At 63.0% G+C, this 22088-nt stretch carries 20 protein-coding genes; 11 read left to right on the forward strand and 9 right to left on the reverse strand.

Going from position 1 to position 22088, the window contains the following annotated elements; translation table 11 throughout:
- Positions 1-248: 248 nt before the first annotated feature.
- The 5 genes from CHB99_RS24920 to CHB99_RS24945 form a co-directional block, all read right to left on the reverse strand.
- On the reverse strand, positions 249-1043 hold the full coding sequence (locus CHB99_RS24920; protein WP_042128097.1) for an SIR2 family protein: 795 nt from the start codon (positions 1041-1043) through the stop codon (positions 249-251).
- Positions 1040-1600, reverse strand: a complete 561-nt coding sequence (locus tag CHB99_RS24925) for a non-canonical purine NTP pyrophosphatase (RefSeq protein ID WP_042128099.1) — start codon at positions 1598-1600, stop codon at positions 1040-1042. Before CHB99_RS24925 ends, CHB99_RS24920 begins: the two co-directional genes overlap by 4 nt.
- Positions 1597-2646 carry an adenosine deaminase family protein gene (locus CHB99_RS24930; RefSeq protein WP_245655647.1) on the reverse strand — a complete coding sequence of 350 codons (1050 nt, stop codon included), beginning with the start codon at positions 2644-2646 and terminating at the stop codon, positions 1597-1599. Before CHB99_RS24930 ends, CHB99_RS24925 begins: the two co-directional genes overlap by 4 nt.
- Positions 2647-3316: 670 nt before the next feature.
- Complete coding sequence (locus tag CHB99_RS24940) at positions 3317-4459, reverse strand: XRE family transcriptional regulator (protein WP_245655648.1); 1143 nt, start codon at positions 4457-4459, stop codon at positions 3317-3319.
- 176 nt (positions 4460-4635) lie between these two features.
- Complete coding sequence (locus CHB99_RS24945) at positions 4636-5256, reverse strand: tyrosine-type recombinase/integrase (RefSeq protein ID WP_042128100.1); 621 nt, start codon at positions 5254-5256, stop codon at positions 4636-4638.
- A gap of 161 nt (positions 5257-5417) precedes the next feature.
- Here CHB99_RS24945 and CHB99_RS24950 point away from each other — a divergent pair, with 161 nt between their 5' ends.
- The 5 genes from CHB99_RS24950 to CHB99_RS24970 all read left to right on the forward strand — a co-directional run bounded on the left by CHB99_RS24950 (position 5418) and on the right by CHB99_RS24970 (position 9800).
- Complete coding sequence (locus tag CHB99_RS24950) at positions 5418-6020, forward strand: uracil-DNA glycosylase family protein (protein WP_042128103.1); 603 nt, start codon at positions 5418-5420, stop codon at positions 6018-6020.
- A 275-nt stretch (positions 6021-6295) separates the two neighbouring features.
- Positions 6296-6901 carry a 2-hydroxychromene-2-carboxylate isomerase gene (locus CHB99_RS24955; protein ID WP_052419516.1) on the forward strand — a complete coding sequence of 202 codons (606 nt, stop codon included), beginning with the start codon at positions 6296-6298 and terminating at the stop codon, positions 6899-6901.
- Positions 6898-7602 (forward strand): SDR family NAD(P)-dependent oxidoreductase, encoded by a 705-nt coding sequence (locus CHB99_RS24960; RefSeq protein WP_042128105.1) that lies wholly within the window; start codon positions 6898-6900, stop codon positions 7600-7602. The genes CHB99_RS24955 and CHB99_RS24960 overlap by 4 nt, the downstream gene beginning before the upstream one ends.
- A gap of 66 nt (positions 7603-7668) precedes the next feature.
- Positions 7669-8232, forward strand: a complete 564-nt coding sequence (locus CHB99_RS24965) for a TetR/AcrR family transcriptional regulator (RefSeq protein ID WP_042128107.1) — start codon at positions 7669-7671, stop codon at positions 8230-8232.
- A 44-nt stretch (positions 8233-8276) separates the two neighbouring features.
- Positions 8277-9800 (forward strand): FAD-dependent monooxygenase, encoded by a 1524-nt coding sequence (locus CHB99_RS24970; RefSeq protein WP_042128109.1) that lies wholly within the window; start codon positions 8277-8279, stop codon positions 9798-9800.
- Here the strand turns inward: CHB99_RS24970 and CHB99_RS24975 are convergent.
- A complete protein-coding gene (locus CHB99_RS24975) occupies positions 9767-10966 on the reverse strand; it encodes a sugar transporter (RefSeq protein WP_042128111.1) in 1200 nt (399 codons plus the stop codon). The genes CHB99_RS24970 and CHB99_RS24975 overlap by 34 nt on opposite strands.
- Before the next feature lie 377 nt (positions 10967-11343).
- Here CHB99_RS24975 and CHB99_RS24980 point away from each other — a divergent pair, with 377 nt between their 5' ends.
- From CHB99_RS24980 to CHB99_RS25005, 6 genes are all read left to right on the forward strand, one after another.
- On the forward strand, positions 11344-12036 hold the full coding sequence (locus CHB99_RS24980; protein ID WP_042128113.1) for a GNAT family N-acetyltransferase: 693 nt from the start codon (positions 11344-11346) through the stop codon (positions 12034-12036).
- A gap of 223 nt (positions 12037-12259) precedes the next feature.
- Positions 12260-13597, forward strand: coding sequence for a D-serine ammonia-lyase (dsdA, locus tag CHB99_RS24985; RefSeq protein ID WP_042128115.1), 1338 nt, complete (start codon positions 12260-12262; stop codon positions 13595-13597).
- Positions 13597-14532, forward strand: coding sequence for a DNA-binding transcriptional regulator DsdC (gene dsdC / locus CHB99_RS24990; RefSeq protein ID WP_042128117.1), 936 nt, complete (start codon positions 13597-13599; stop codon positions 14530-14532). Before dsdA ends, dsdC begins: the two co-directional genes overlap by 1 nt.
- Positions 14533-14605: 73 nt before the next feature.
- Positions 14606-15118 (forward strand): sigma-70 family RNA polymerase sigma factor, encoded by a 513-nt coding sequence (locus tag CHB99_RS24995; protein ID WP_042128119.1) that lies wholly within the window; start codon positions 14606-14608, stop codon positions 15116-15118.
- The gene (locus CHB99_RS25000; protein WP_042128121.1) at positions 15115-16089 is read left to right on the forward strand and encodes a FecR domain-containing protein; all 975 of its coding nucleotides are present in this window, start codon (positions 15115-15117) and stop codon (positions 16087-16089) included. The genes CHB99_RS24995 and CHB99_RS25000 overlap by 4 nt, the downstream gene beginning before the upstream one ends.
- Before the next feature lie 96 nt (positions 16090-16185).
- Complete coding sequence (locus CHB99_RS25005) at positions 16186-18627, forward strand: TonB-dependent siderophore receptor (protein ID WP_141137339.1); 2442 nt, start codon at positions 16186-16188, stop codon at positions 18625-18627.
- Between the two features lie 125 nt (positions 18628-18752).
- Here CHB99_RS25005 and CHB99_RS25010 read toward each other — a convergent pair whose 3' ends face one another.
- The 3 genes from CHB99_RS25010 to CHB99_RS25020 form a co-directional block, all read right to left on the reverse strand.
- The gene (locus CHB99_RS25010) at positions 18753-19790 is read right to left on the reverse strand and encodes an NADP(H)-dependent aldo-keto reductase (protein WP_042128122.1); all 1038 of its coding nucleotides are present in this window, start codon (positions 19788-19790) and stop codon (positions 18753-18755) included.
- Between the two features lie 76 nt (positions 19791-19866).
- Positions 19867-20823, reverse strand: coding sequence for an aliphatic sulfonate ABC transporter substrate-binding protein (locus CHB99_RS25015; RefSeq protein ID WP_042128125.1), 957 nt, complete (start codon positions 20821-20823; stop codon positions 19867-19869).
- A gap of 15 nt (positions 20824-20838) precedes the next feature.
- Positions 20839-21804: an ABC transporter substrate-binding protein gene (locus CHB99_RS25020; protein WP_084702878.1), complete on the reverse strand. Its 966-nt coding sequence runs from the start codon at positions 21802-21804 to the stop codon at positions 20839-20841.
- Positions 21805-22088: the final 284 nt, after the last annotated feature.

Raw genomic sequence — 22088 nt, forward strand, 5'->3', positions numbered from 1 at the left:
AAACTGTTGCGGCGTCGCCGTCCGCTTTTGGCCGATTGCTTCCCTTCACCACCGGCAGCTATGGGTCGTTAGCGGTCAGTCGGAGATGGCTGCTGTCGACCCATAGCTGCCCTTTGCGGCGGGCAGCTAACGACCCATAGCGGCCTCTCGCGAAGGGCAGCAAACCGCCAGAAGCGGCCACCCAGCAACGCCTGCAAATTCCGGATTGACTCCATCCAAAATAGCCACCCAATCGCGGCCAGCCTTACTTAACTCACAAGCTCCTTAAGGAAATCGGTCAGTGCTTTCTTCGGGTCGTCCTCCTCTGAAACAATCATCTCGATTCCCCATTGCCCCAAAACCTCCTGTGCAACCGGGTTGGGTCGGTTCGTAAACACGTAGGACTTGGGTCTTGCAGACGAGATGGCGGAACGGCCCCACATCTCTGTCAGTCGATAGAAAAGGAGTCGGATGTTGATGTCGGATAGGCTGTATCCGATGAAGAGCACTGAGTTCCCTAGGACATCGTTGCCGAGCTTGATGTCCAATGGCGAGTCATAATTTAACCTCTGGAAATAGCTGGTCTCATCAAGGACGATTGATGCGTCGTCATCGAAGTCCCCATGGAACTTCACAATCTGGCGACGGCCGTCTGTAACGGACACGAGGTCGGCTACGCTTGCGACTTTATCGTAGGGAACGCCGAATTTGTCATGGGCGATTTCCAGCCACCGGTCGTAGTTGGTTGTGTAGATCCGCGAGAATTTCCCAAGGGTAATCAGCCGATGAATCTCCGATTGAGTGATATCTGTATCGGGCCTGTGCCATTCACGGTCCATCCAGCTTCTTAGCGGCCCCAGACTTCCTTTTTTCTTCTTGTAGAACTCCGCAAGAGCTAGGTTGGAGCCGTAGGTATCGAAAATCTTAGGGTCGTAACCCAGTTCCGTTGCGATGTGTGCTGTCAACTGGCTCCAGGTCGGCAGGTTGAGATTGGCAGACACTCCGGAACCTACAAAAAGCATCAGCTTGTTGGTGCGGTGAGCGTGAAGTAATTCAGCGTTCATTTCACGCCTCTTACGGAATTGAGGTATGCCGCGAAATGGTCAAGGGCTTTGCGACGCATAGAAATTTCGTCTTTGGCCTCACCCATTTCAGCGAAGGTTTGGGTGTGTCCATTCGGAACGAAAACGCAGTCCCATTGGAAGCCCCTTGGGCCAACCGGCGCAGGTGGCACTGTTCCTTCAATGGAACCTTCGAACAGGCGAATCTCGCGCCCATCACAATAGCCGAGTACCGTCTTCGCCATTACAGTCGTATCTCCGAGGCCCGCGGCGAGGTTGACGAAGCGATCCGCCTCCAGCTTGTCCCAAAAGATTTGAGTCAATCCTGCCGGTAAATCGTTGAGACCTCTCAAGTACAGGCCAGTATGCTCTACGAAAAGAGGACGGCCGATAACCTCGAATGCCTTAATTAGCTTGTCCCGTACTAAGCGATCAACATCTTCGGTCTGCAACTCCTCAATCTTTCTTGATACAGGCACTATTTCCACGCCAGCCGGTGCCAAGATCCTTTGCACCTCGGCGATCTTGTGCGCATTTCCAGACATGAATCGAATTTTCAATCTAGATCCCTTATGAATGAGTAGCGCTTAGTTGCTTCGTACTGCTGGTCCAGGTCGCTGGCGGTAAGGCCCTCATCCAGCGCGATCGTTTGGTCATCCACAAGACCGCGCTGATGAATTGCAGGGTTGTCTGAGCAGATAACAAACGGAACCCCAAAGCGCCGAAATTCTTGAAGAGGATGGGCTTCATCGAAAGGTACCGCGCCGGTTAGTCTGTTGCTAATCGGGCATACCTCGATGCAGATGTCCTGCTTTCCCAATTTGTCTAGCAGGTGAGGATCCTTACCTGCTGCTGTCCCATGGCCAATACGATCGGCACCAAATAACTCAACAGCAGCCCGAACGTTTTCCACGCGGCCGGTTTCTCCGGCATGTATGGTGACCCCGAGTCCGAATCGATCTTTTGCCTTTCGGAAGAGTGACGGCAACTCCGATGGATAGGCGATTTCCTCATCACCCGCAAGATCGAGCCCCACCACGTCTTTCGGCTCACCGAGGTCTTGATAGGCCTGTAGTAGTGTGGAAAGGCAAACCGCACTGTAGTCGCCGCGCGTCACTGTAAGAATCAGACCGCGATGAATGCCGTGGCAATGCGCGGCGTGTCTGGTTGATTCGATCAGATGTTCTAGCGCTTGTGTGGGCGAACAATTCTGCAGATGGGCGAGGTACAAGACACTGCTTCGTAGTTCGACAAAGCGTATTCCGTTCTCCACGAAGCCAGCGAAGACTGCACTGGAAATGCGATCCAGGTTCTCGCGCTTCTTGGGAAAGAGCCTCAGTGCCTGCCAAGGAGTTAAGTATGACGCCAAGGACTGGCAGGGAGTGTTTCGAAGCAGGTCACGCTCGATCAGAAACCCGGGCGGCAGCTCGGTTGCTTCGTCGGCTAGAATCTCTCGAATTATAGGTGCGGGAATCGCTCCATTGAAGTGCACGTGGAGTTCTCCTCGGTCGCGTGCACTGGCTGCCTTCGCCTTGCCATGTTCTGCCTCGTTGCCTCTGCTGACACCGCCCTGCATCCAAGGTAAATGGGGTTGGCTCTGGTTCAATAACTTTCCTTAGTTTGCTCAACGAGCGTCATACGTGGGTATAGGTTGGCCGGCTAGGTACTGGATACTGCGTTGACGCAACGGTGAGGCAGATTCACCCTAAGTTGGAGGTAACGCGTTGCGAGCGCATTGAAGCGCTAGGAAATACGCATCCTGGAGATGACGCGCCAGGCTGCCTTCCATTTGACGGTGTTGGCTCAGCACATTCGAGTGGTCTGAGTCATCAAGCTTCCTTGTAAAGATCAGCCAGCTGTGCAGGTGAGGAGTCGTCTGCGTAGGGTGGTTACCTGCTGCCGATGATAGCTTCCTTGCCCCTTGGTCATCCGTTAGCACAGCTAGGCCGCGGCCCATAGCGAAGGCGATTGATGACAGCTCGCCCTTACCCAGTCGCTTACGGCCTTCCAGCATACTGATGATCTGAAGGTCGTCTAGGTTACAGGAATGGATTTCGAACTGGCCGGCGCAACGCGCCTCTTCCAATCGATGTTGAAGCTCACGGGTGACAGCGGTTGGCAAAGTGCGAGGCTTGATTAAACACTCATAGTTCACGAAACCGGTGACACAGAAGTGGCATTGAGCGGCGAGCGCAGCTCTGTACAAAGTGACTGAAGATAAGAGATTCCAGACCGAACACGTATCTGTCACGTTGATGGGGTGGAAGCGGGACGGATCAATCGACATTGGGCGCCCTCCCGTAAAGAGCGAGCAAACCCTGCAGCTCTGCGGAGTCACACAGAAGTGCCTCAGCTAGGCGGCCTTGAGTTATAAGCCCCTGGCTCGCGGCATCCAAACATAGCGCGACGTAGCTACTAGAAAGCCCTCTTTCCAATAGACGCGTTTTGCGTTCTAGCTGCCGGTCTGTCAGATGAGCCGGCAGCTCAGGGTCAATCTTGCTGGTCCGGGGAACACGGCCGGATTTGATCCGTTGGAATGCGTGTTCACTGACGAGCCTTTCGGCCTTTAGGCCTATGCTTAAGGCATGGCAACTTACTCGAAGCTCTTGTGCCCAATGCCCGGCGTCGGCTGGGGTCCATCGCTCGGGATTGGGAAGCTGCCGGAGGACTTCCGGGGGCATTAGATATCGGGAAGCAAAAGTGTTTGCGCGCAGTTCTACATAATCGTTTTTATCAGTGCGGGAATAGGTGATGCTGGGGCCACCCTTCGCATCGAAAAGCGCATGTGCCATTTCATGAGCTGCACTAAATCGCTGCCGATACACATCCTCGCTGTAGTTAACCAGAATGCATTTGCCGGCCTTGGGATGGGCCAGAAACAAGCCTGAGATATTGGAATTGCCTAGCTTGTGGCGAAACACATGCACGCCTGTTTGGCGGATTTCACTGTAAATATCCCTTGGAACTTCATTGCTCTGGTGCTGATTGAAGCGGCGGAAAGCCTCAGCCGCTTTAATCCCGTCGGTCTTGAAATGTCCCGATACTGGGGGTGCCGAGAACTCGCGATGGGTGGCATTCAGCTCCTCCATCAGGAAGTGCTCAGTTTCGCAGAGGTAAAGAAACTCTTGAATGGCCCTGCGATCGTCCTTGGTGAACTCACTACCGTGCTTGCGATAAAGAATATCCGTCTGCTCAAACGGAGCTAGCTGCTCATTCGAGATGAAGAATTTGAAGTCACAACGATAGAGATCGGCCAGCATAAGCACCTCATCGCCCGAGGGCTCCAAAGTACCCGCCTCAACGGACCGTAACCGGTCGGGAGAGATGCGAATGGCCGAACTCACTTCCTCAGTACTCAGCTGAAGCTGTTCGCGATAGCGAGACAACTTCGAGCCCAACGCTATCAGGTTTATCGTCATACCCGTTCTCCTTGTGGGGCATGACGATCCTAAATGTAGTAGCCCGTTCATTCCAGTCTGAATAGATCCTGATTTTGCAGATGATCAATGGCCGCTTCTGGCCGATAGCTGCACTTGGCGAAGGGCAGCTATGGGTCGGATAGCGACGGTCATACCTCGACCGTCGCTGTACGCGTTCATACCTCCGTCTGCTCCGCCATCTCCAGGGCGTCATCGACTTCAATACCTAGGTAACGCACCGTGCTTTCAAGCTTCGTATGACCGAGCAGGGCCTGAACTGCTCTCAGGTTCTTTGTCCTGCGATAGATCAGCGATGCCTTCGTACGTCTCATTGTGTGGATGCCGTACATAGCTGGATCAAGGCCGATAGAATTGACCCACGCCTTGAGGATTCGGGCGTACTGCCGGGTGGAGAGATGCATTGAGGCGTGTAACCGGCTTGGAAAAAGGCAATCCTCGCTATGGAGACGAGCTTGATGTATCCAGGCCTCTAGGGCGAGCCGCGTTTGCTCTGTAATCTCAAACTGCACGGGTCGCTGTGTTTTCTGCTGCATCACTATTGCTCGCGATGACACGTGCTCCCCATGAGCAACGTCGCGTACGCGAAGCTTGGTCAAATCGCAGGCTCGTAGCTTGCTGTCGATGGCCAGATCGAAGAGAGCTAAATCACGGGTTTCTCCCGCGATTTGGAGTCTTACCCGAATGGCCCAGATATCTTTCAGTCGGAGCGGAGCTTTCTGCCCGACCAATTTTCCTTTGTTCCAAGGTTGATGGCGGCTGGTCCTGATGGCGTTCATGGCTTGTTCTCCAGGTGTGGGAGGACAAGGATGGTCAGCCCGATCCAGAGGCGCTAACCGACCCATAGCCGTCCTTCGCGCAGGGACGTTATCGACCCAAAACGCTTCATGAATATCCGGGATACTCAGAATCTCCAATCGCTACAAACCAGGTACGTTTCATGAGCGCACACTTTTCACGAGGCTCCAGGAACAAGGTTGCTTTCGTCCTCTCCTGCCCCGGCCGCCATGAAGAGCAGGCCAAGCACCCTGCCGCGGGAGTGACGGGCAGCAATCTGAATCGTTTGCTCGCCATACTTGGGCAGCGGCTCGACCTGCAACCGCTCGAGCGTGCGCACGTTACCATCACGAATGCATGGGACATGATCGAATATCGCCAAAAGACATTCAGATCAGAAGCTACTGACGCCGAAGTGATGCAAACCGACAACCTTCACCGACTGGCAGACGAACTCCGCCACGTCACCGAACTTGTAGTTTTCTGCGGATGTAAAGCCAGGCTGGCATCACGAGAATTGCTGCGTCTGGAACTTCTTCCGAACCTCAAGCACGTAGCGTTCGTGGACCACCTTGGCATGCGTGGGCTCCTCACGATCAAGTCAGACGCGAACGGCAAGCCAATTGTTGCCGCCACTAAGCAGAAACATGACGGGAGACAAGATCCCTTGTCATTCATAAGCGCCGAAAACACAACCCGCCGCCTCAGCGTGGTACTTCAACGGCTGCTGGATAGCATCCAAAGCGTCAATCAGACATCGAAGTGAAAACCTCATCTATCGCTCAACGCGAAAAGGCCTCGCAGACCGATAATTCCGGGGTTGGCAAGTAGGCTGCGGATGCAGGTTTTGCGGCCATTCGCGAGCAAGCTCGCTCCCACGGGTTTCGCGTCGGGCAACGCTGAATTCACCACCGCAATCACAGCGATCCGTCCCGACCAGACCGAAGGTTCTGCATGCCGATCGTGAGGATGTCAATTGACATCCAAAAAGGATGATGACTAACATCCACACCATCACCCACCCACACAGGACCGCGATCCATGCATCTGCAATCCGTCTTCGACTACCTCAGCCCCTACGCCTACCTCGCCAACACCCGCCTGCCCGGCCTGGACCACCCGGTCGAGTACATGCCCATCGATATCCTCGCGGTGATGAAGCAGGTCGGTAACCAGCCCTCGCCCGCCTGCCCGCCCAAGCTCAAGTACTCCGGCATCGACGCCGCGCGCTGGGCGGCGCTGTACCAGGTGCCGTTCGCGCCCAATGGCGGTCTGTTCCAGGCCATGCGCGCCGGTCGTTTCGACGGCGCCCTGCTGGTCCGCGCCGCCGTCGCCGCGCAGCAGGCCGGGGTCTTCGAAACCTTCCACCCGGCGCTGTTCGCCGCGGTCTGGGCCGGCAACGACGACCTCACCAGCAGCGACACCCGCGGCGCCTTCCTGCGCACCCTGAAGATCGACAGCGATATCTGGCACCTCGCCGACACCCCGGCAGTCCGCGAACAACTGGCCGCCAACAACGAACTGGCCGTGCAAAAAGGTGTGTTCGGCGTACCGACCTTCTTCTGCAACGACGAGATGTATTTCGGCAACGACCGGCTCGACTTCGTGCGCGCCGCCCTTCAGCAAGCAAAAGGAGTTCACGCATGACCACGAAAAAACTCGCCATCGTCACCGGTGTCGGCCCCGGCACCGGCGCGTCCATCGTTCGCCGTCTGGTCGCCGACGGCTATCGGGTGGCGATGCTCGCGCGCAACGCCGAGCGCCTGGCGCAACTGGCCAGCGAACTGCCGGACACCCATGCCTTCCCCGTCGATGTCACCGACAGCCAAGGCCTGCAACAGACCCTGGAGCAGATCCACAGCCGCCTCGGCCACGCCGATGTGCTGGTGCACAACGCGGTCGGCGCCACCTTCGGCAACTTCATGGAGATCGACCCGCAGGCCCTGGACACCAATTTCCAGACCAACGTCATGGCCCTGCTGCATCTGGCCCGCGCGCTGTCGCCGGCCATGGTCGACAAGGGCCAGGGTGCGATCATCGTCACCGGCAACACCTCCGCCCTGCGCGGCAGGACGCATTTCGCCGGGTTTGCGCCGAGCAAGGCGGCGCAGCGCATCCTCAGCGAATCCATCGCCCGCGAACTGGGCCCCAAGGGTGTGCATGTGGCCTACCTGGTGATCGACGCGGTGATCGACATGGAATGGACGCGCAAGCTGCACCCGACCAAGCCGGACGAGTTCTTCATCCAGCCGGCGGATATCGCCGCCGAGGTCGGCCACCTGATCCAGCAGCCGCGCAGCGCCTGGACCTTCCTCACGGAAGTGCGCCCGTACGGCGAGACCTGGTGAGGTGAACCGCCTCCGGGGGCCGGGTGCTATGATCCGCCCCCGGATCACGCCACGAGGACAACCAGCATGGGCCACTCCCAAGCCAGCAAGCAGAACACCCACGAGCGCATCGTCAACCTCGCGGCGGAGCGTTTCTGCGAGCTGGGCCTCGACGGCCTGAGCATCGCCAACCTGATGAAGGAAGCCGGCCTGACCCACGGCGGCTTCTACAAGCATTTCGACTCCCGCGACCAGTTGGTGGCCGAGGCGCTGGACGCCGCCTTCAAGCGCTCGGAGAACCCGGAGAAACTGGCGCGACACAGCTTCCAGGCCATGGTCGGCGACTACCTCAGCGCCGAACACCGTGACGGCGTCGGCACCGGCTGCGCGGTCGGTGCCCTGGTCAGCGATATCGGCCGGGTCGAGGGCGAGGCCCGCGAGCTGTACACACGCAAGCTGCGCGGCAACTTCAAGGGCATCGCCGCCCTGCTCGGCGGCGTCGACGGGGAAAAGCGCGAGGAGGCCATCGTCGCCTTCAGCGCCATGGTCGGCGCCCTCGGCCTGGCCCGGGCCTGTGCGGATGACGAACTGTCGCGAGAAATCCTCGCCAGCGTGCGGCACTTCCTGCTGGACCGTTTCGGCGAAGACTGATACCCGCCTCTACACTCTCCTGACCATCACCGGGAGAGCGTGGCATGAATGGCACAGAAGTCCTGATCATCGGCGCCGGCCCCACGGGCCTGGTCCTCGCACTGTGGTTGAGCAAGCTCGGCGTGGCGGTGCGGATCGTCGACAAGGCCGCGGGTCCCGGGACCACTTCGCGGGCGCTGGCGGTCCAGGCGCGGACCCTGGAGCTGTATCGCCAGCTGGACCTGGCCGATGCCGTGGTCGAGCGCGGTCACCGGGTGCCGGCGGCCAATCTCTGGGTCAGGGGCCAGCCGGCGGCGAAGCTGTCCCTGGGCACGATCGGCGCCAGCCTGACGCCCTACCCCTTCCTGCACATCTTCCCCCAGGACGAACACGAGAAACTGCTGATCGAGCGCCTGCAGGGCTTCGGGGTGAGCGTCGAGTGGAATACCGAACTGCTCGAACTGCACCAGGACGAGCAACAGACCCATGCCCGCCTGCGCCACGCCGATGGCGGCGAAGAGGACTGCGCCGCGGCCTTCCTCGCCGGTTGCGACGGCGCCCGTTCGACGGTGCGCAAGGCCCTGGACATCGGCTTTCCCGGGGGCACCTACCAGCAGGTGTTCTATGTCGCCGATGTGCAGGCTTCGGGCCCGGCGCTGGACGGCGAACTGCATGTGGACCTCGACGACGCGGATTTCCTCGCGGTCTTCCCGCTGGCCGGCAAGGGCCGCGCGCGGCTGATCGGCACGGTCCGCGACGAACGCGCGGAGCACCCGGAAAACCTGCGTTTCGAGGACGTCAGCAGCCGTGCCATGGCGCACATGAACGTGCAGGTGGAGCAGGTCAACTGGTTCTCCACCTACCGCGTGCATCACCGCGTCGCCGCGCACTTTCGCGACCAGCACGCGTTTCTCCTCGGCGACGCCGCCCATGTGCACAGCCCGGCCGGTGGCCAGGGCATGAACACCGGGATCGGCGATGCCATCAACCTGGCCTGGAAACTCGCCAGCGTCCTCCACGGCAAGGCCAGCGACGAACTGCTGGCCAGCTACGAGATCGAGCGCAAGGCCTTCGCCGAGCGCCTGGTGGCGACCACCGACCAGGTGTTCAACTTCGTCAGCGCCAACGGGCGCATCGCCAACCTGTTGCGCACCCGCCTGGCACCGGTGCTGCTGTCGCGCCTGGTGGCGATGGCCAAGGTGCGCGCGTTCATGTTCCGCACGGTCTCGCAGACCGCCCTCAACTATCGGCTGATGCCCTTGAGTTTCGGCAGCGCCGGGCATGTCCATGGCGGCGATCGCCTGCCCTGGGCTCATGATGGAGCGGGCGACAATTTCGCCGACCTGGCGCGCCCCTGCTGGCAGGTGCATGTCTATGGCCTGGCCAGCAAGGACCTGACGGGCTGGTGCGCGGCGCGGCAGATGCCGCTGCACGTGTTCCCCTGGAGCCCGGCCCATGAAGCCGCCGGGCTGGCGCGCAACGCCTTGTACCTGCTGCGTCCGGACAGCTACGTGGCGCTGGCCGAAGCGTCTTCCTCCACCGCGGCGCTGGAGCGCTACTTCAGCGAACGCTCGCTGCGGCCCTGCTGAACCGCGAAGAAACGCCAGGTGGCGTACAGGCACAGGAGCAGACCACTGACCGCCAGCGCGCCGCCGACAGCACCGATCGCGGACAGGCCGACCTGGCTGACGACGATGCTGCCCAGCAGCGCGCCGCCGCCGATACCGACGTTGTACAGCCCGGAGAACATGGCCATGGCCACGTCGGTGGCATCGGAGGCCAACTGCAGGACCTTCGACTGCAGGGCCAGGCTGAAGCACATGATCGCCATGCCCCACAGCGCGCACAGGGCGCACAGCAGCCACGGCACCCCGGCCAGCGGCAGGAGCAGCAGCAGACACACACCCAGCGCGGCGATCGAAACGATCAGGAAGCCACGCGGGAAACGCTCGCTGAAGTGGCTGAACAGCAGCGAACCGAAGACCCCCGCACCGCCGTACACCAGCAGCAGGATGGTGGTCATTTCGCTGCTCATGGCCGCGACTTCCCGGGTGAACGGCTCGATATAGCTGTAGCCGGTGAACTGCGCGGTGATCACCAGCACCACCAGGGCGTACACCGACATCAGCGCCGGACGCTTGAGCAGAATGGGCAGGCTGCGCAGGGAGCCTGAGTTCTGGCTCGGCAGCAGCGGCAGCGAGCGCAGTAGCCAGAGCAGGGTCGCCACCGAAACCACGGCAATGCCGAGGAAGGTGGTACGCCAACCCAGCGCCTCCCCCACCACCCGCCCCAACGGGATGCCCAGCACCATGGCCAGGGTGGTGCCGGTCGCCAGCAGGCCGAGGGCCTTGGCCTGCTGACCCGGCGGCGCCACGCGCACCGCCAGCGACGCGGTGATCGACCAGAACACCGCATGCGCCAGCGCAATGCCCACCCGACTGACCAGCAGCATGCCGAAGCTGGTGGCCAGCCCGGACAGTACATGGCTGAGGATGAACAGGACGAAGAGCAGGCCGAGCAGACGCCGACGCTCGATATTGCGGGTCAGCAGCATCATCGGCAGCGAGGTCAGCGACACCACCCAGGCATACACGGTGAGCATCAGGCCGACCTGGGCGCTGGGCATGTCGAAGCTGCGCCCGATATCGCTGAGCAGCGCTATCGGGACGAACTCGGTGGTGTTGACGATGAAGGCGCCCAGGGCCAGGGCGAAAACGCTGAGCCAACTGCCGTTGCGGGGTTCGGGGCTATGCATGCGGTGGACAAGACTCCTGGAAACGGACGAATCGCGGACGTGACAAAGGCATCCATGAACCCGGGGTTCGGATGTGCCATGCGGTCGTTGTAGGAAAAAGGGTGCCGCCGAGTCTACGTGAGCCCATCCCACGTCGCAAACGCTCTGCGAGGGCTTTTTCGGGCTGATGGAAAATCAGGCGCCAGAATATCGTCAAAATCCCGACTTTCTTTTCCGATCACCTGCCATCCGACTGATAAGCCCGTGATAGAGCGGGATTTTGAATGAGAAAATATCTTGAAACAACTAATGCGGTGGCATTTTGACGGGATGGCAAATTGCTGCGCTATACATGAAAAAAAGTTCATTTTCTTGACACAACCCCCGTCGGAGGCTTTATGCGTGCACTGCCAACCATCCTCGCCCGAATCCGCCGCAAAGGCCTGAGCCGTACTCTGGTCACCCTGTGGCAGCGCCATGTGTTCTTCCATTGGGAGTTGTTGTGGATGGAGCGCGACCTGGTCACCCCGGTGGCCGCGCACAACCTCAAGGAGCACCCGCCGGTACGCCTGGTGACCATCACCGAAGGCAACGCCGGGGCCTTCGCCCGCCACTTCGGCGACCGCGTGCAGACCATGCGCGAACTGGCCCGCGAGGGACATGTCGGGCACATGTACCTGGACGACGACGGCGACGCGGTGGCGTTCATCTGGGCCAGCACCCGCGACTATGACGACCGCCACTACTACGGCTGCACCTTCCCGGTGGCGCGCGGCGATTTCTTCGAGTTCGGTGGCGAAATGATCCCGGCCTACTTCGGCAGCAGCCTGTCGGTGGATGCCCAGGTCAACCTGTGGAATGCCATGCGCGAGCTCGGCTGCAGCCGGGTGGTGGACGTGGTGGAGACGCACAACGTGCCGGCGCTCAAACTGCACCTGCGCATGGGCTATCACGAGCAGGGGCGAGTGATGCATGTCTACGGGCTGTTCGGGCGCTGGAAGCTGTTTCGCGAGAGCCGCTACGAGAGCTCGCGGTTGCTGCCGCTGTGCAAGCCGCGGGTGGCGCCGGTGGCGAAGGTGGAAATGGCTTGATGGGTGAATTGGGGTCATCTGTGATGGGCGGATGATCGCTTGTTCCGTGGCGTGCCATCGCGCTAAATGGTGGCCTGGATTACGGCCGCTGCGCGCCCGTTCGCAGGCAAGCCAGCTCCTACAATGGCGCAGTTCACCGCCCTTGTAGGAGCGTGGCTCGTCGTGTGACGAACCACCGCGAAGGAGCGCAATGCGGTCCCCGAAAACTCCGCGGAGCCACCCAATGCCTCTCACCAAGACAATCCAGGACTGGTGCACCGAACACCCGGTCATCGCCGAACTGGTCGCCCTCGACGAAACCACCTGGTTCAACCCCAACATCGCCGCGGTCGCCGACGCCCTGCCGGACGTGCCCCTGACCCGCGCCGACATGGATGACGCCAGCGCACGCCTGCAACGCTTCGCCGCCTTCATCCAGTCCGCCTTCCCGCAGACCCGCGAGGCCGGCGGCATCATCGAATCGCCGCTGTATCCCCTGCCCGCCCTGCAGCGCGAACTCGGCACCCACCCCGGCCAGCTATGGCTGAAGGCCGACAATGAACTGCCGATCTCCGGATCGATCAAGGCCCGCGGCGGCATCTACGAGGTGCTCGCCCATGCCGAGCGCCTGGCCCTCGACGCCGGCCTGCTGCAACCCGGCGACGACTACGCGAAACTCGACAGCGACGCCGCCCGCGCCTTCTTCGGCCAGTACCGCATCGCCGTCGGTTCCACCGGCAACCTCGGCCTGTCCATCGGCATCATCAGCGCGCGCCTGGGCTTCCAGGCCACGGTGCACATGTCCGCCGACGCCCGCCAATGGAAGAAGGACAAACTGCGCGCCCACGGCGTGCAGGTGATCGAGTACCCCACCGACTACAGCGTCGCCGTGGCCGAAGGCCGGCGTCAGGCCGAAGGCGATCCGTTCTGCCATTTCGTCGATGACGAGAATTCCCGCCAGCTGTTCCTCGGCTATGCCGTTGCCGCCCTGCGCCTGCGGGGTCAGTTGCGCCAGGCCGGCATCGAGGTGGACGCCGGGCACCCGCTGTTCGTCTACCTGCCCTGCGGCGTCGGTGGCGGTCCCGGCGGCGTGGCCTTCGGCCTCAAGCAGGTGTTCGGCGACGCGGTGCACTGCCTGTTCGCCGAACCGACCCATTCGCCGTGCATGCTGCTCGGCGTGTACACCGGCCTGCACGAGGCGGTGTCGGTCTACGACTTCGGCATCGACAATGCCACCGCCGCCGACGGCCTGGCGGTGGGCCGTCCTTCGGGCTTCGTCGGCCGGACCATGCAGCGCCTGATCGATGGCTACTACACGGTCAGCGACGACAACCTCTATCGCCTGCTGGCCCGGATGGAGCGCTGTGCAGGCCTGCGCCTGGAGCCCTCGGCCCTGGCCGGGGTGCCGGGCATGCAGCGGGTGCTGGAGGAACGCCAGGGTTATCGCCAGCGCCTCGGCCTGAGCGAACGGCACATGGCCAACGCCACCCATCTGGTCTGGGCCACCGGCGGCAGCATGGTGCCCAGCGCGGAGATGGACGCCTACCTGGCCACCGGCCGCGCCCTGCTGGATCCGCGCTGATGCTCAATCTCCCACCGCTGCTGGCCGCGCGCCTGGACAACAGCCAGTTCGGCAACCTGCACACCTTCCTCGTCGCGGCGCGGCACCTGAGCTTCGCCCTCGCCGCCGAGGAGTTGTGCCTGACGCCCAGCGCGATCAGCCACCGTATCGCCCGGCTGGAGCAGGCTTTGTCGCTGCGCCTGTTCGAACGCCTGACCCGACGCATCCGCCTGACCGCCGAAGGCGAGCGGATCTACGCGATCCTGCGCGACACCGTCGCCGCCCTCGATGATGCCCTGCGTCCGCACGGTGCGGGCGTCGCCGGCGCGGTGGTGCTGTATGCCCATCCGTCCATCGCCAGCGACTGGCTGGTGCCGCGACTGGCGGACCTGCACCAGCGCTATCCGGAGATTGCCCTGGACCTGCGGGTCGGCAACGAGCGCCTGGACTTTCGCAGCCACAACATCGACCTGGCCCTGGTGTATGCCAGTGGCGAGTATCCGGGGCTGGTCAATCGGCGCTTGATGGATGAGGCGGTGACGCCGGTGTGCAGTCCGCGCTATGCCGAGCAGTTCGCCCTGTTCGAGGATCCGCGCAATCTGCGCCATTGCACCCTGCTGCACGATGCCCTGGCCTGGGAGCACGCGGCGTTCGATGCGGAATGGCGGGCCTGGGCGCGCACCGCGGGACTGGAAGACGTGCTGCCCGCGCGGCGCATGACCTTCGATCGCTCGGACCTGTGCGCCGGGGCGGCACTGGGTCATGTCGGGGTGGCCATCGGTCGCCGCAGGTTGGTGCGGCGCCATGTGGACACCGGGCTGCTGGTAACGCCGTTCGGTGACTTCGGCGAAACCGGGGAGCGTGCCTATTACCTGGTGTACCCGCCCGGCCGGACGTTGTCGGCGCAAGCCACATGCCTGCAGGACTGGCTGTGCGGACAGGTGCCAGCCCCTTGAACGAGGCTCTATCGAAACCTTTTGTCATAAGTGATAATGATTCGACTTATCACTTGCAAAAGGAGGCGCCTGCATGCCCGGCGAGTCCAGCCCTCACGATATCGAACGCCTCTACCTCGACCACCACGGCTGGCTGCAAGGCTGGTTGCGCAGCCGCCTGAACGACAGCGCCGATGCCGCCGACCTGGCCCAGGACACCTTCGTGCGTCTCCTGCGCCGTCGCCAGCACACCCTGATGCACGAACCACGCGCCTATCTGCGCACGGTGGCTCGCGGTCTGGTGATCGATCTCTGGCGACGCCGCGATATCGAGCAGGCCTGGCTGCAGACCCTGGCGCAACAGCCCGCGGGCGAAGCCCCCTCACCCGAGACCAGCCTGCTGGTGATCGAGTCGCTGATCGCCATCGATCGCCTGCTCGACCAACTCAAGCCACAAACCCGCGAAGCCTTCCTCCTGGCCCAGCTGGAGGGCATGAGCTGCCCGCGCATCGCAGAGCAGATGGGCGTATCGCTGTCCACCGTCGAACGCCATATCGCCAAGGCCCTGCGCCATTGCTATGCGCTGGTCTTCGAGCAGCCGTCATGACCCGGGACACGGCACCGGCGCTGCCGGAACGGGTCATCGAGCAGGCCATCGACTGGCAGGTGAAACTGGCTTACAACACGGTCGACGCGGCCAGCCACGCAGCCTTCGAGCGCTGGCTCGACGAGCATGATGACCACGCCCGCGCCTGGCAGCGCATCCAGAACCTGACCGCGCGCTTCGCCGGCATGCCACCGCAACTGGCGCTGCAAACCCTGCGCAAACTGCCAGAGGCACGCCTGCAACGGCGCACGATGCTCAAGCTGCTGAGCCTGTTCGTGATCGTCGGGGCCGGCAGTTGGGGCGCCGCCGGCAGCGCCCCGTGGCAGCGCCTGAACGCCGACTACAGCACCCGGGTCGGCGAACGCCGGCAATGGCGCCTGAGCGACGACAGCCTGATCGACCTCAACACCGACACTGCCGTTGCCCTTCGCTACGATGCCAACCAGCGCCTGATCGAACTGCTGCGCGGGGAAATCCACCTGCTCAGCGGCAGCGATTCCGCGTCCGCGAGCAAACGGCCGCTACGGGTCGCCACTCCCTTCGGTCTGTTCGAGGCACTGGGTACGCGCTTCAGCGTGCGTCTGGAAGACGATGGCGCGCGCCTGGCCCTGCTGGAGGGCGCCGTGCGCCTGCATCCCGCCCAGGGCGGCGAGGATGCCATCGCCCGTGCGGGAGAAAGCTGGCGCCTGGATGCCCGACAAGCGCGCCGCCTGAACACGCCGCCCAGCGAAGCCGCGGCCTGGCGCGACGGACTGCTGATGGCGCGCAACCAACCGCTGCACGAGGTGCTCGCGGAACTGGCGCGCTATCGCCATGGCTACCTGGGGTGCGATCCGCGAATCGCCAACCTGCCGGTCAGCGGAAATTTCCAGCTGGACGACCCGGACGCCACCCTCGATTTCATCGCCCAGGCTCACCGCCTGCACCTGCAACGCCTGACGCGCTACTGGGTACGCCTGCTGCCCGTGTAACCACCACGAAAAAAATCCTCCGCGTCGTGAAGGGGTTTTCGATCTGGCCCGGCATACAGATCAGAACTCCTCCAACACTGCACACGAGAACCACCCTTGAACAGCCGTATTCCCTCGACGCCCACCCCGATGCGCGCCCTGTTGCGCAGCGCCTTCCTGTCCCTCGGCCTGGCCGCCACGCTTCCCCTGGTGACCCACGCGCAGGCAGCCGAGCAGGTCTTCAGCATTCCCGTCGGCACCCTCGACCAGGCCCTGACCCAACTGAGCCGCGAGACCGGCCTGAACATCGCCTTCAACCCCGCCGACCTCGCCGGCAAGCACAGTCACGCCGTGCAGGGTCGTTTCAGTGCCGAGCAGGCGCTGGCGCAACTGCTCGCCGGCAGCGGTCTGCAGGCCGTGGCCCTGGCGAGCGGCGGCTATCGCCTGATCCCGCAGGCCGGCGCCTCCACCGCGCTGGAACTGGACGCCACGAGCGTCATGGCGCGGGAGACCCAAGACAACCCGCTGGGACCGGTAGCAGGCTACATCGCCCGGCGCACCACCACCGCGACCAAGACCGACACACCGATACTGGAGAACCCGCAGGCAATCTCCGTGATCACCCGCGAACGCATGGACGACATGGGTGCCCAGCGGCTCGACGAAGTACTGCGCTACACCTCGGGCGTACGCACCGACGGCGGCGGCGCGAACAACGCGGCGGACAATATCTTCCTGCGCGGCTATGCGATTTCCCTGACCTACCGTGATGGCCTGCGCCTGCGGCCGCTGGGCTTCTTCGGCATGTTCGGCGAGGAGCCCTACGGCCTGGAGCGGGTCGAGGTACTCAAGGGTCCGACCTCGATCCTCTACGGCCAGAGCGAACCGGGCGGTATGGTCAACACGATCTCCAAGCGCCCGACCGACTACGAGCGCGGCGAGGTCGGCCTGTCCTTCGGCAACAACCACCGCCGGCAACTGACCCTGGACACCAGCGGCCCGCTCAGCGAGACCCTGAGCTACCGTTTCGTCGCCCTCGGTCGCGAGGCGGACGGCGCCTACGACCACACCGCCGACGACCGCGCCTATGTCGCGCCGAGCCTGACCTGGCGCCCCGACGAATACACCAGCCTGACGCTGCTGGCCTCCTACCAGAAGAACAAGGCCCTGGCCCCGAGCAATATTCCCTGGGCCGCGGTGAACGGCAGCAGCCCCTACGGCAAGGTGCCGATGGAACGCTTCATCGGCGAACCGGACTTCGACTTCGAGGAAGTGGAAAGCACCTCGGTGGGCTATGAATTCAGCCATGCCTTCGACGACACCTGGACCTTCCGGCAGAACCTGCGTTTCAGCGACTACGACAACCAGGAAAACTACCTGGCCCGGGTCAGCGGCCTGGTGACCGGCAGCGACGGCGTGCCCAACGCCTCGATCAGGCGCAACTACCAGCTCCGCCATGCCTATGGCGAACACCTGGCGCTGGACAACCAGTTGCAGGCGCGCTTCGCCACCGGCCCCGTGCAACACACCACGCTGCTGGGCGTCGACTACAGCTGGAGCCGCTCGGTGCGCAACGAGAAATGGGGCAACGCCACCCCGCTCAACGTGTTCGACCCGGTGTACGGCGCGGCGGTGGATACCTCGGCGTACACCGCCTGGGTCAACAACCGCCAGCGCACCACTCAACTGGGCTACTACTTCCAGGACCAGCTCAAATACGATCGCTGGGTCATGACCCTCGGCGGGCGCCAGGACTATGCCCGCAGTCGCACGACCGACCGCTGGACCGGCACGGAAACCGCCGATCAGGACTGGGATGACTTCACTGGCCGCGCCGGCCTGGTGTACCTGTTCGACAACGGTTTCGCGCCGTATGTCAGCTATGCCGAGTCGTTCAACCCGGTGACCGGCAGCAGTGCGCCGGAGCGCGGCGGCAAGAACTTCGAACCGGAACGTGGCAAGCAGTACGAGGTTGGCGTGCGTTACCAGCCGCCGGGCAGCGAAACCCAGATCACCCTGTCGCTGTACGACCTGCGCAAGGAAAACGCGATCACCAACGATCCGCTGAACGAACGCTACAGCATCCAGACCGGCGAGATCCGCTCCAAAGGCGTCGAGCTGGAAGCGATCGCCACCGTGGCCGAGGACCTGAAGCTCACCGGCTCGCTTTCCTACAGCGATGTGGAAGTGACCAAGAGCAACGACGGCAACCAGGGCAAGCAACCGTTCAAGGTGCCGGCGAAACTGGCCTCGATCTGGGCCGACTACAGCGTTCCGTTCGATCCCCTGCAGGGCCTGAGCATCGGCATCGGCGCGCGCTACACCGGCTACACCTACGGTGACGCGCTGAATACCTTCGAGGTGCCGTCCTACACCCTGTACGACGCGGCCGTGCGCTACGACCTGAGCAAACTCGACCCGACGCTGCAAGGGGTCAAGGCCAGCGTCAACGTCAACAACCTGACCGACAAGTACTACGTCGCTTCATGCTTCTTCTCCCTGGCCTGCAACATGGGCGAGGGACGCAGCGTGGTGGCCGAGGTGAGTTACCAGTGGTGAGATAAGGGGGCTGCTTTGCAGCCTTTCGCGAGCAAGCTCGCTCCCACAGTGGTTCGGTGCATGCCAATCCCTTGTGGGAGCGAGCTTGCTCGCGAAGGGCCGCAAAGCGGCCCCGGATTATCGGATCAAGGCGCCGGATTCGGCTGCTGCACATGGATCGCCTCGATCCCCTGCAGCAATTCCTCGGTCAATTGCACCTCGACACTGGCCAGATTGCTCTGCAGTTGCTCCAGCGTCGTCGCGCCGATGATGTTGCTGGTCAGGAACGGCCGGCTGGTGACATAGGCCAGCGCCAGCTGCGCCGGATCCACACCATGCTCGCGGGCGAGCGCCACGTAGGCCGCGGTGGCGCGCTCGACCTGCGGGTTGTTGTAGCGCTGGAAGCGGTCGAACAGGGTCAGGCGCCCTTTCGGCGGCTGCGCGCCATTGAGGTACTTGCCCGACAGCACGCCGAACGCCAGCGGCGAATAGGCCAGCAGGCCGACATTCTCGCGAATGGAGATCTCCGCCAGGCCCACTTCGTAGCTGCGGTTCAACAGGCTGTAGGGGTTCTGGATCGACACCGCCCGCGGCCAGCCACGGGTCTCGGCCAGGTGCAGGAAGCGCGCCACGCCCCACGGGGTTTCGTTGGACAGGCCGATATGACGGATCTTGCCGGCCTTGACCAGATCATCCAGCACTTCGAGGGTCTCCTCGATGGCGACCGCTTCGTCGTTGGCGTCGTGCACGTAGCCCAGTTGGCCGAAGAAGTTGGTCTGGCGGTCCGGCCAATGCAGTTGGTAGAGGTCCAGATAGTCGGTCCGCAGACGCTTGAGGCTGTCCTCCAGGGCCGCGGTGATATTGGCCCGGTCCAGCCGCGCCGTGCCGCCGCGGATATGCTCGATACGCTGCGGGCCGGCGACCTTGCTCGCCAGCACCCACTGCTCGCGACCACCGAAACGGGCGAAGTAGTTGCCGATGATGCGCTCGGTTTCGCCGTAGGTTTTCGCGATCGGCGGCACCGGGTACATCTCCGCGGTGTCGATGAAGTTGATCCCGGCCTCGCGCGCCACCTGAATCTGCTCGAAGGCCTCGGACTCGCTGTTCTGCTCACCCCAGGTCATGGTGCCGAGGGCGATGGCGCTGACGGCGATGCCGCTGTTGCCCAGTTGACGCTTTTCCATGAATCACTCCTTTGTCGAAACGGCGAAGGCCGCCGACACCGCGAACGGCGCCGGCAGCCTGTATTCGGTGACGGCTTCAGCGCACACGGGGCTGGAACAGCTCCACGGCACTGGCGTCGATCTTGCGCGGCAGCAGGCCCTGGGCGAAGAACACATCGGCGATCTGCTGCTGTTCGGCGAGGTTGTCGGCCCCTACCGGCTGCACATCATAACTGCGTCGGCCATTGGCCTGCTCGACCGTCGCCACATCGAGGTTGCCCCACAGCGGGCCGAGGACCCTGGCGGCCTCGGTCGGGTTGGCCTTGAGCCACTTGCCCGCCCCGCTCAGCGCGGTGAACAGGGTGTTCAGCACCTCGGGATGGGCCTTGGCGTAGTCGCTGGAGGCCAGGTAGTAACGCTGGTAGCTGGAAAGGCCCTGGCCGTCGCTGAGGACCTTGGCATGCTGCTGGCGCTGGGCGCTGGCGACGTAGGGGTCCCAGGTCACCCAGGCATCCACCTTGCGGTTCTCGAACGCGGCGCGGCCATCCGCCGGAATCAGGTAGGCCGGCTGGATGTCGCTGAAGTTCAGGCCGGCCTTGGCCAGCGCCTGGATCAGCAGGTAATGGCTGCCGGCGGCCTTGGTCACGGCGATCTTCTTGCCCTTGAGGTCGGCGAGGTTCCGCAGCGCCGAATCCGCCGGCACGAGAATGGCCTGGGCCAGCGGCGATGGCGTCTCCCGGGCGAAGTAGGTCAGTTTCGCCCCGGCGGCCTGGGCGAACACCGGCACGGTATCGGCGACATCGGCGGACACATCGACATTGCCCAGGTTGAGGGCCTCCAGCAGCGGCAGGCCGCTGGCGAACTCGTGCCAGGTGACGTCGATGCCCTGGGCCTTGAGCTGTTGTTCCAGGTTGCCCTGGGCCTTGAGCAGGGTCAGCAGGGTCGAGGACTTCTGGTAGCCGATGCGCAGGGCTTCGGCACTGGCGGTGCCGGCAAGGCTGGCGCCCAGCACCACGGCGGCGGCGAGCCGGTACAGACGCTTGAAAGGAATCATGGGAAACGCTCCGGATCAGGGGGTCTTGGTGAGTTGTGCGCTGCCAGGCAGCACGAAACCGCTGGCGAAGGTCGGCGCCACATCGAGGCGCTCGGCGATCAGGCCGTGGGCCTGGTAGAAGTCGGCGGTGGCCTGCTGCTCGGCGATGGTCGTGCTGTCCAGCGCCTGCCAGCGCGCCTGGCGCCGCTCGTACTGCAGGCGCGCGGCCTCCACCGGGAAGCCGATGATCTGCGCGAGGTTTTTCGAATAGCTGTCGATATTGCGCTTGGCCCAGTCCTCGGCCCTGGCCAGACGGCTCAGGTAATCCTGCAGGGCGGCACGCCGCGCCGGGTCGGCCAGGGCCTTGTCGGTGGCGGCGAGAAAGCTGTTGCCGCTGGACAGGCCGCGGCCGTTGACCAGTACCCGCCCCTGCCCGCTCAGCTCGGCCAGCGCGGTGTAGGGTTCCCAGGTCGACCAGGCGTCCACCGAGCCATTGGCCAGGGCGACCTTGGCGTCCACCGGGCCGAGAAAGCGAAACTCCACGTCCTTCTCGCTGAGCCCGGCGCTGGCCAGGGCCTTGAGCGCCACGAAATGCCCGATGGAACCGCGCCCGGTGGCGATGCGCTTGCCCTTCAGCTCCGCCGCGCTGCGCAGTGGCGAAGCCGGCTGCACCAGCACCGCGATGCCGTAGGGATCGGATTTGTCGACAGCGATGGCCTTGACCTGCGCGCCCGAGGCCAGGGCGAACAGCAGCGGCGCATCGCCGATGATCCCGGCATCGATGGCGCCGGCGTTCAACGCTTCGGCCAGCGGCGCGGCGGCGGGAAACTCGGCCCAGCGGATGTCGTACGGCAGGTCGCGCAGCTCATCGGCGGCCTCCAGCTGGGCGCGCATGTTGCCTTTCTGGTCGCCGACACGCAGTTCGACGCGCTCGGCGGCGAAACCCGGGCTCGCCAGCAGCAAGGCGGCACCAAGGGCCAGGATTCGGGTGAAGGGGATCATCGCGACGCTCCTCAAGGCTGGACGGCAGCCTGTTGTCAGGTTCTGGGTTCCATCCGCGGCGTGGCGAATGTGAGCTGACTGTAGCGAGCCGCGAATAATCAGTGAAATGCATTTTGGTCATAACCTAATATGCGAACAATTTTTCATTATCGCCATTAGCTTAGAACCATAAAGAATTTTACATAGCACTATCCAACGCATACGGTCATAAGCCCCGCCGGCATGGATCCGCTGTCCAGGGCGGGCCAACGGCGCTCCGCAGGGGCGCCCCCAGCGTCTTATGC

This window comes from Pseudomonas japonica (assembly GCF_900188455.1).
In the GTDB taxonomy this organism is placed as follows: Bacteria; Pseudomonadota; Gammaproteobacteria; order Pseudomonadales; family Pseudomonadaceae; genus Aquipseudomonas; species Aquipseudomonas japonica.

Coding starts and splice junctions, on each gene's coding strand:
- CHB99_RS24920 (WP_042128097.1), bottom strand. CDS start 1,043: ATGAACGCTGAATTACTTCACGCTCACCGCACCAACAAGCTGATGCTT.
- CHB99_RS25000 (WP_042128121.1), top strand. CDS start 15,115: ATGACCCGGGACACGGCACCGGCGCTGCCGGAACGGGTCATCGAGCAG.
- dsdA (WP_042128115.1), top strand. CDS start 12,260: ATGCCTCTCACCAAGACAATCCAGGACTGGTGCACCGAACACCCGGTC.
- CHB99_RS24980 (WP_042128113.1), top strand. CDS start 11,344: ATGCGTGCACTGCCAACCATCCTCGCCCGAATCCGCCGCAAAGGCCTG.
- CHB99_RS24995 (WP_042128119.1), top strand. CDS start 14,606: ATGCCCGGCGAGTCCAGCCCTCACGATATCGAACGCCTCTACCTCGAC.
- CHB99_RS25020 (WP_084702878.1), bottom strand. CDS start 21,804: ATGATCCCCTTCACCCGAATCCTGGCCCTTGGTGCCGCCTTGCTGCTG.
- CHB99_RS24965 (WP_042128107.1), top strand. CDS start 7,669: ATGGGCCACTCCCAAGCCAGCAAGCAGAACACCCACGAGCGCATCGTC.
- CHB99_RS24955 (WP_052419516.1), top strand. CDS start 6,296: ATGCATCTGCAATCCGTCTTCGACTACCTCAGCCCCTACGCCTACCTC.
- CHB99_RS24940 (WP_245655648.1), bottom strand. CDS start 4,459: ATGACGATAAACCTGATAGCGTTGGGCTCGAAGTTGTCTCGCTATCGC.
- CHB99_RS24950 (WP_042128103.1), top strand. CDS start 5,418: ATGAGCGCACACTTTTCACGAGGCTCCAGGAACAAGGTTGCTTTCGTC.
- CHB99_RS25015 (WP_042128125.1), bottom strand. CDS start 20,823: ATGATTCCTTTCAAGCGTCTGTACCGGCTCGCCGCCGCCGTGGTGCTG.
- CHB99_RS24970 (WP_042128109.1), top strand. CDS start 8,277: ATGAATGGCACAGAAGTCCTGATCATCGGCGCCGGCCCCACGGGCCTG.
- CHB99_RS24945 (WP_042128100.1), bottom strand. CDS start 5,256: ATGAACGCCATCAGGACCAGCCGCCATCAACCTTGGAACAAAGGAAAA.
- CHB99_RS24960 (WP_042128105.1), top strand. CDS start 6,898: ATGACCACGAAAAAACTCGCCATCGTCACCGGTGTCGGCCCCGGCACC.
- CHB99_RS24975 (WP_042128111.1), bottom strand. CDS start 10,966: ATGCATAGCCCCGAACCCCGCAACGGCAGTTGGCTCAGCGTTTTCGCC.
- dsdC (WP_042128117.1), top strand. CDS start 13,597: ATGCTCAATCTCCCACCGCTGCTGGCCGCGCGCCTGGACAACAGCCAG.
- CHB99_RS25010 (WP_042128122.1), bottom strand. CDS start 19,790: ATGGAAAAGCGTCAACTGGGCAACAGCGGCATCGCCGTCAGCGCCATC.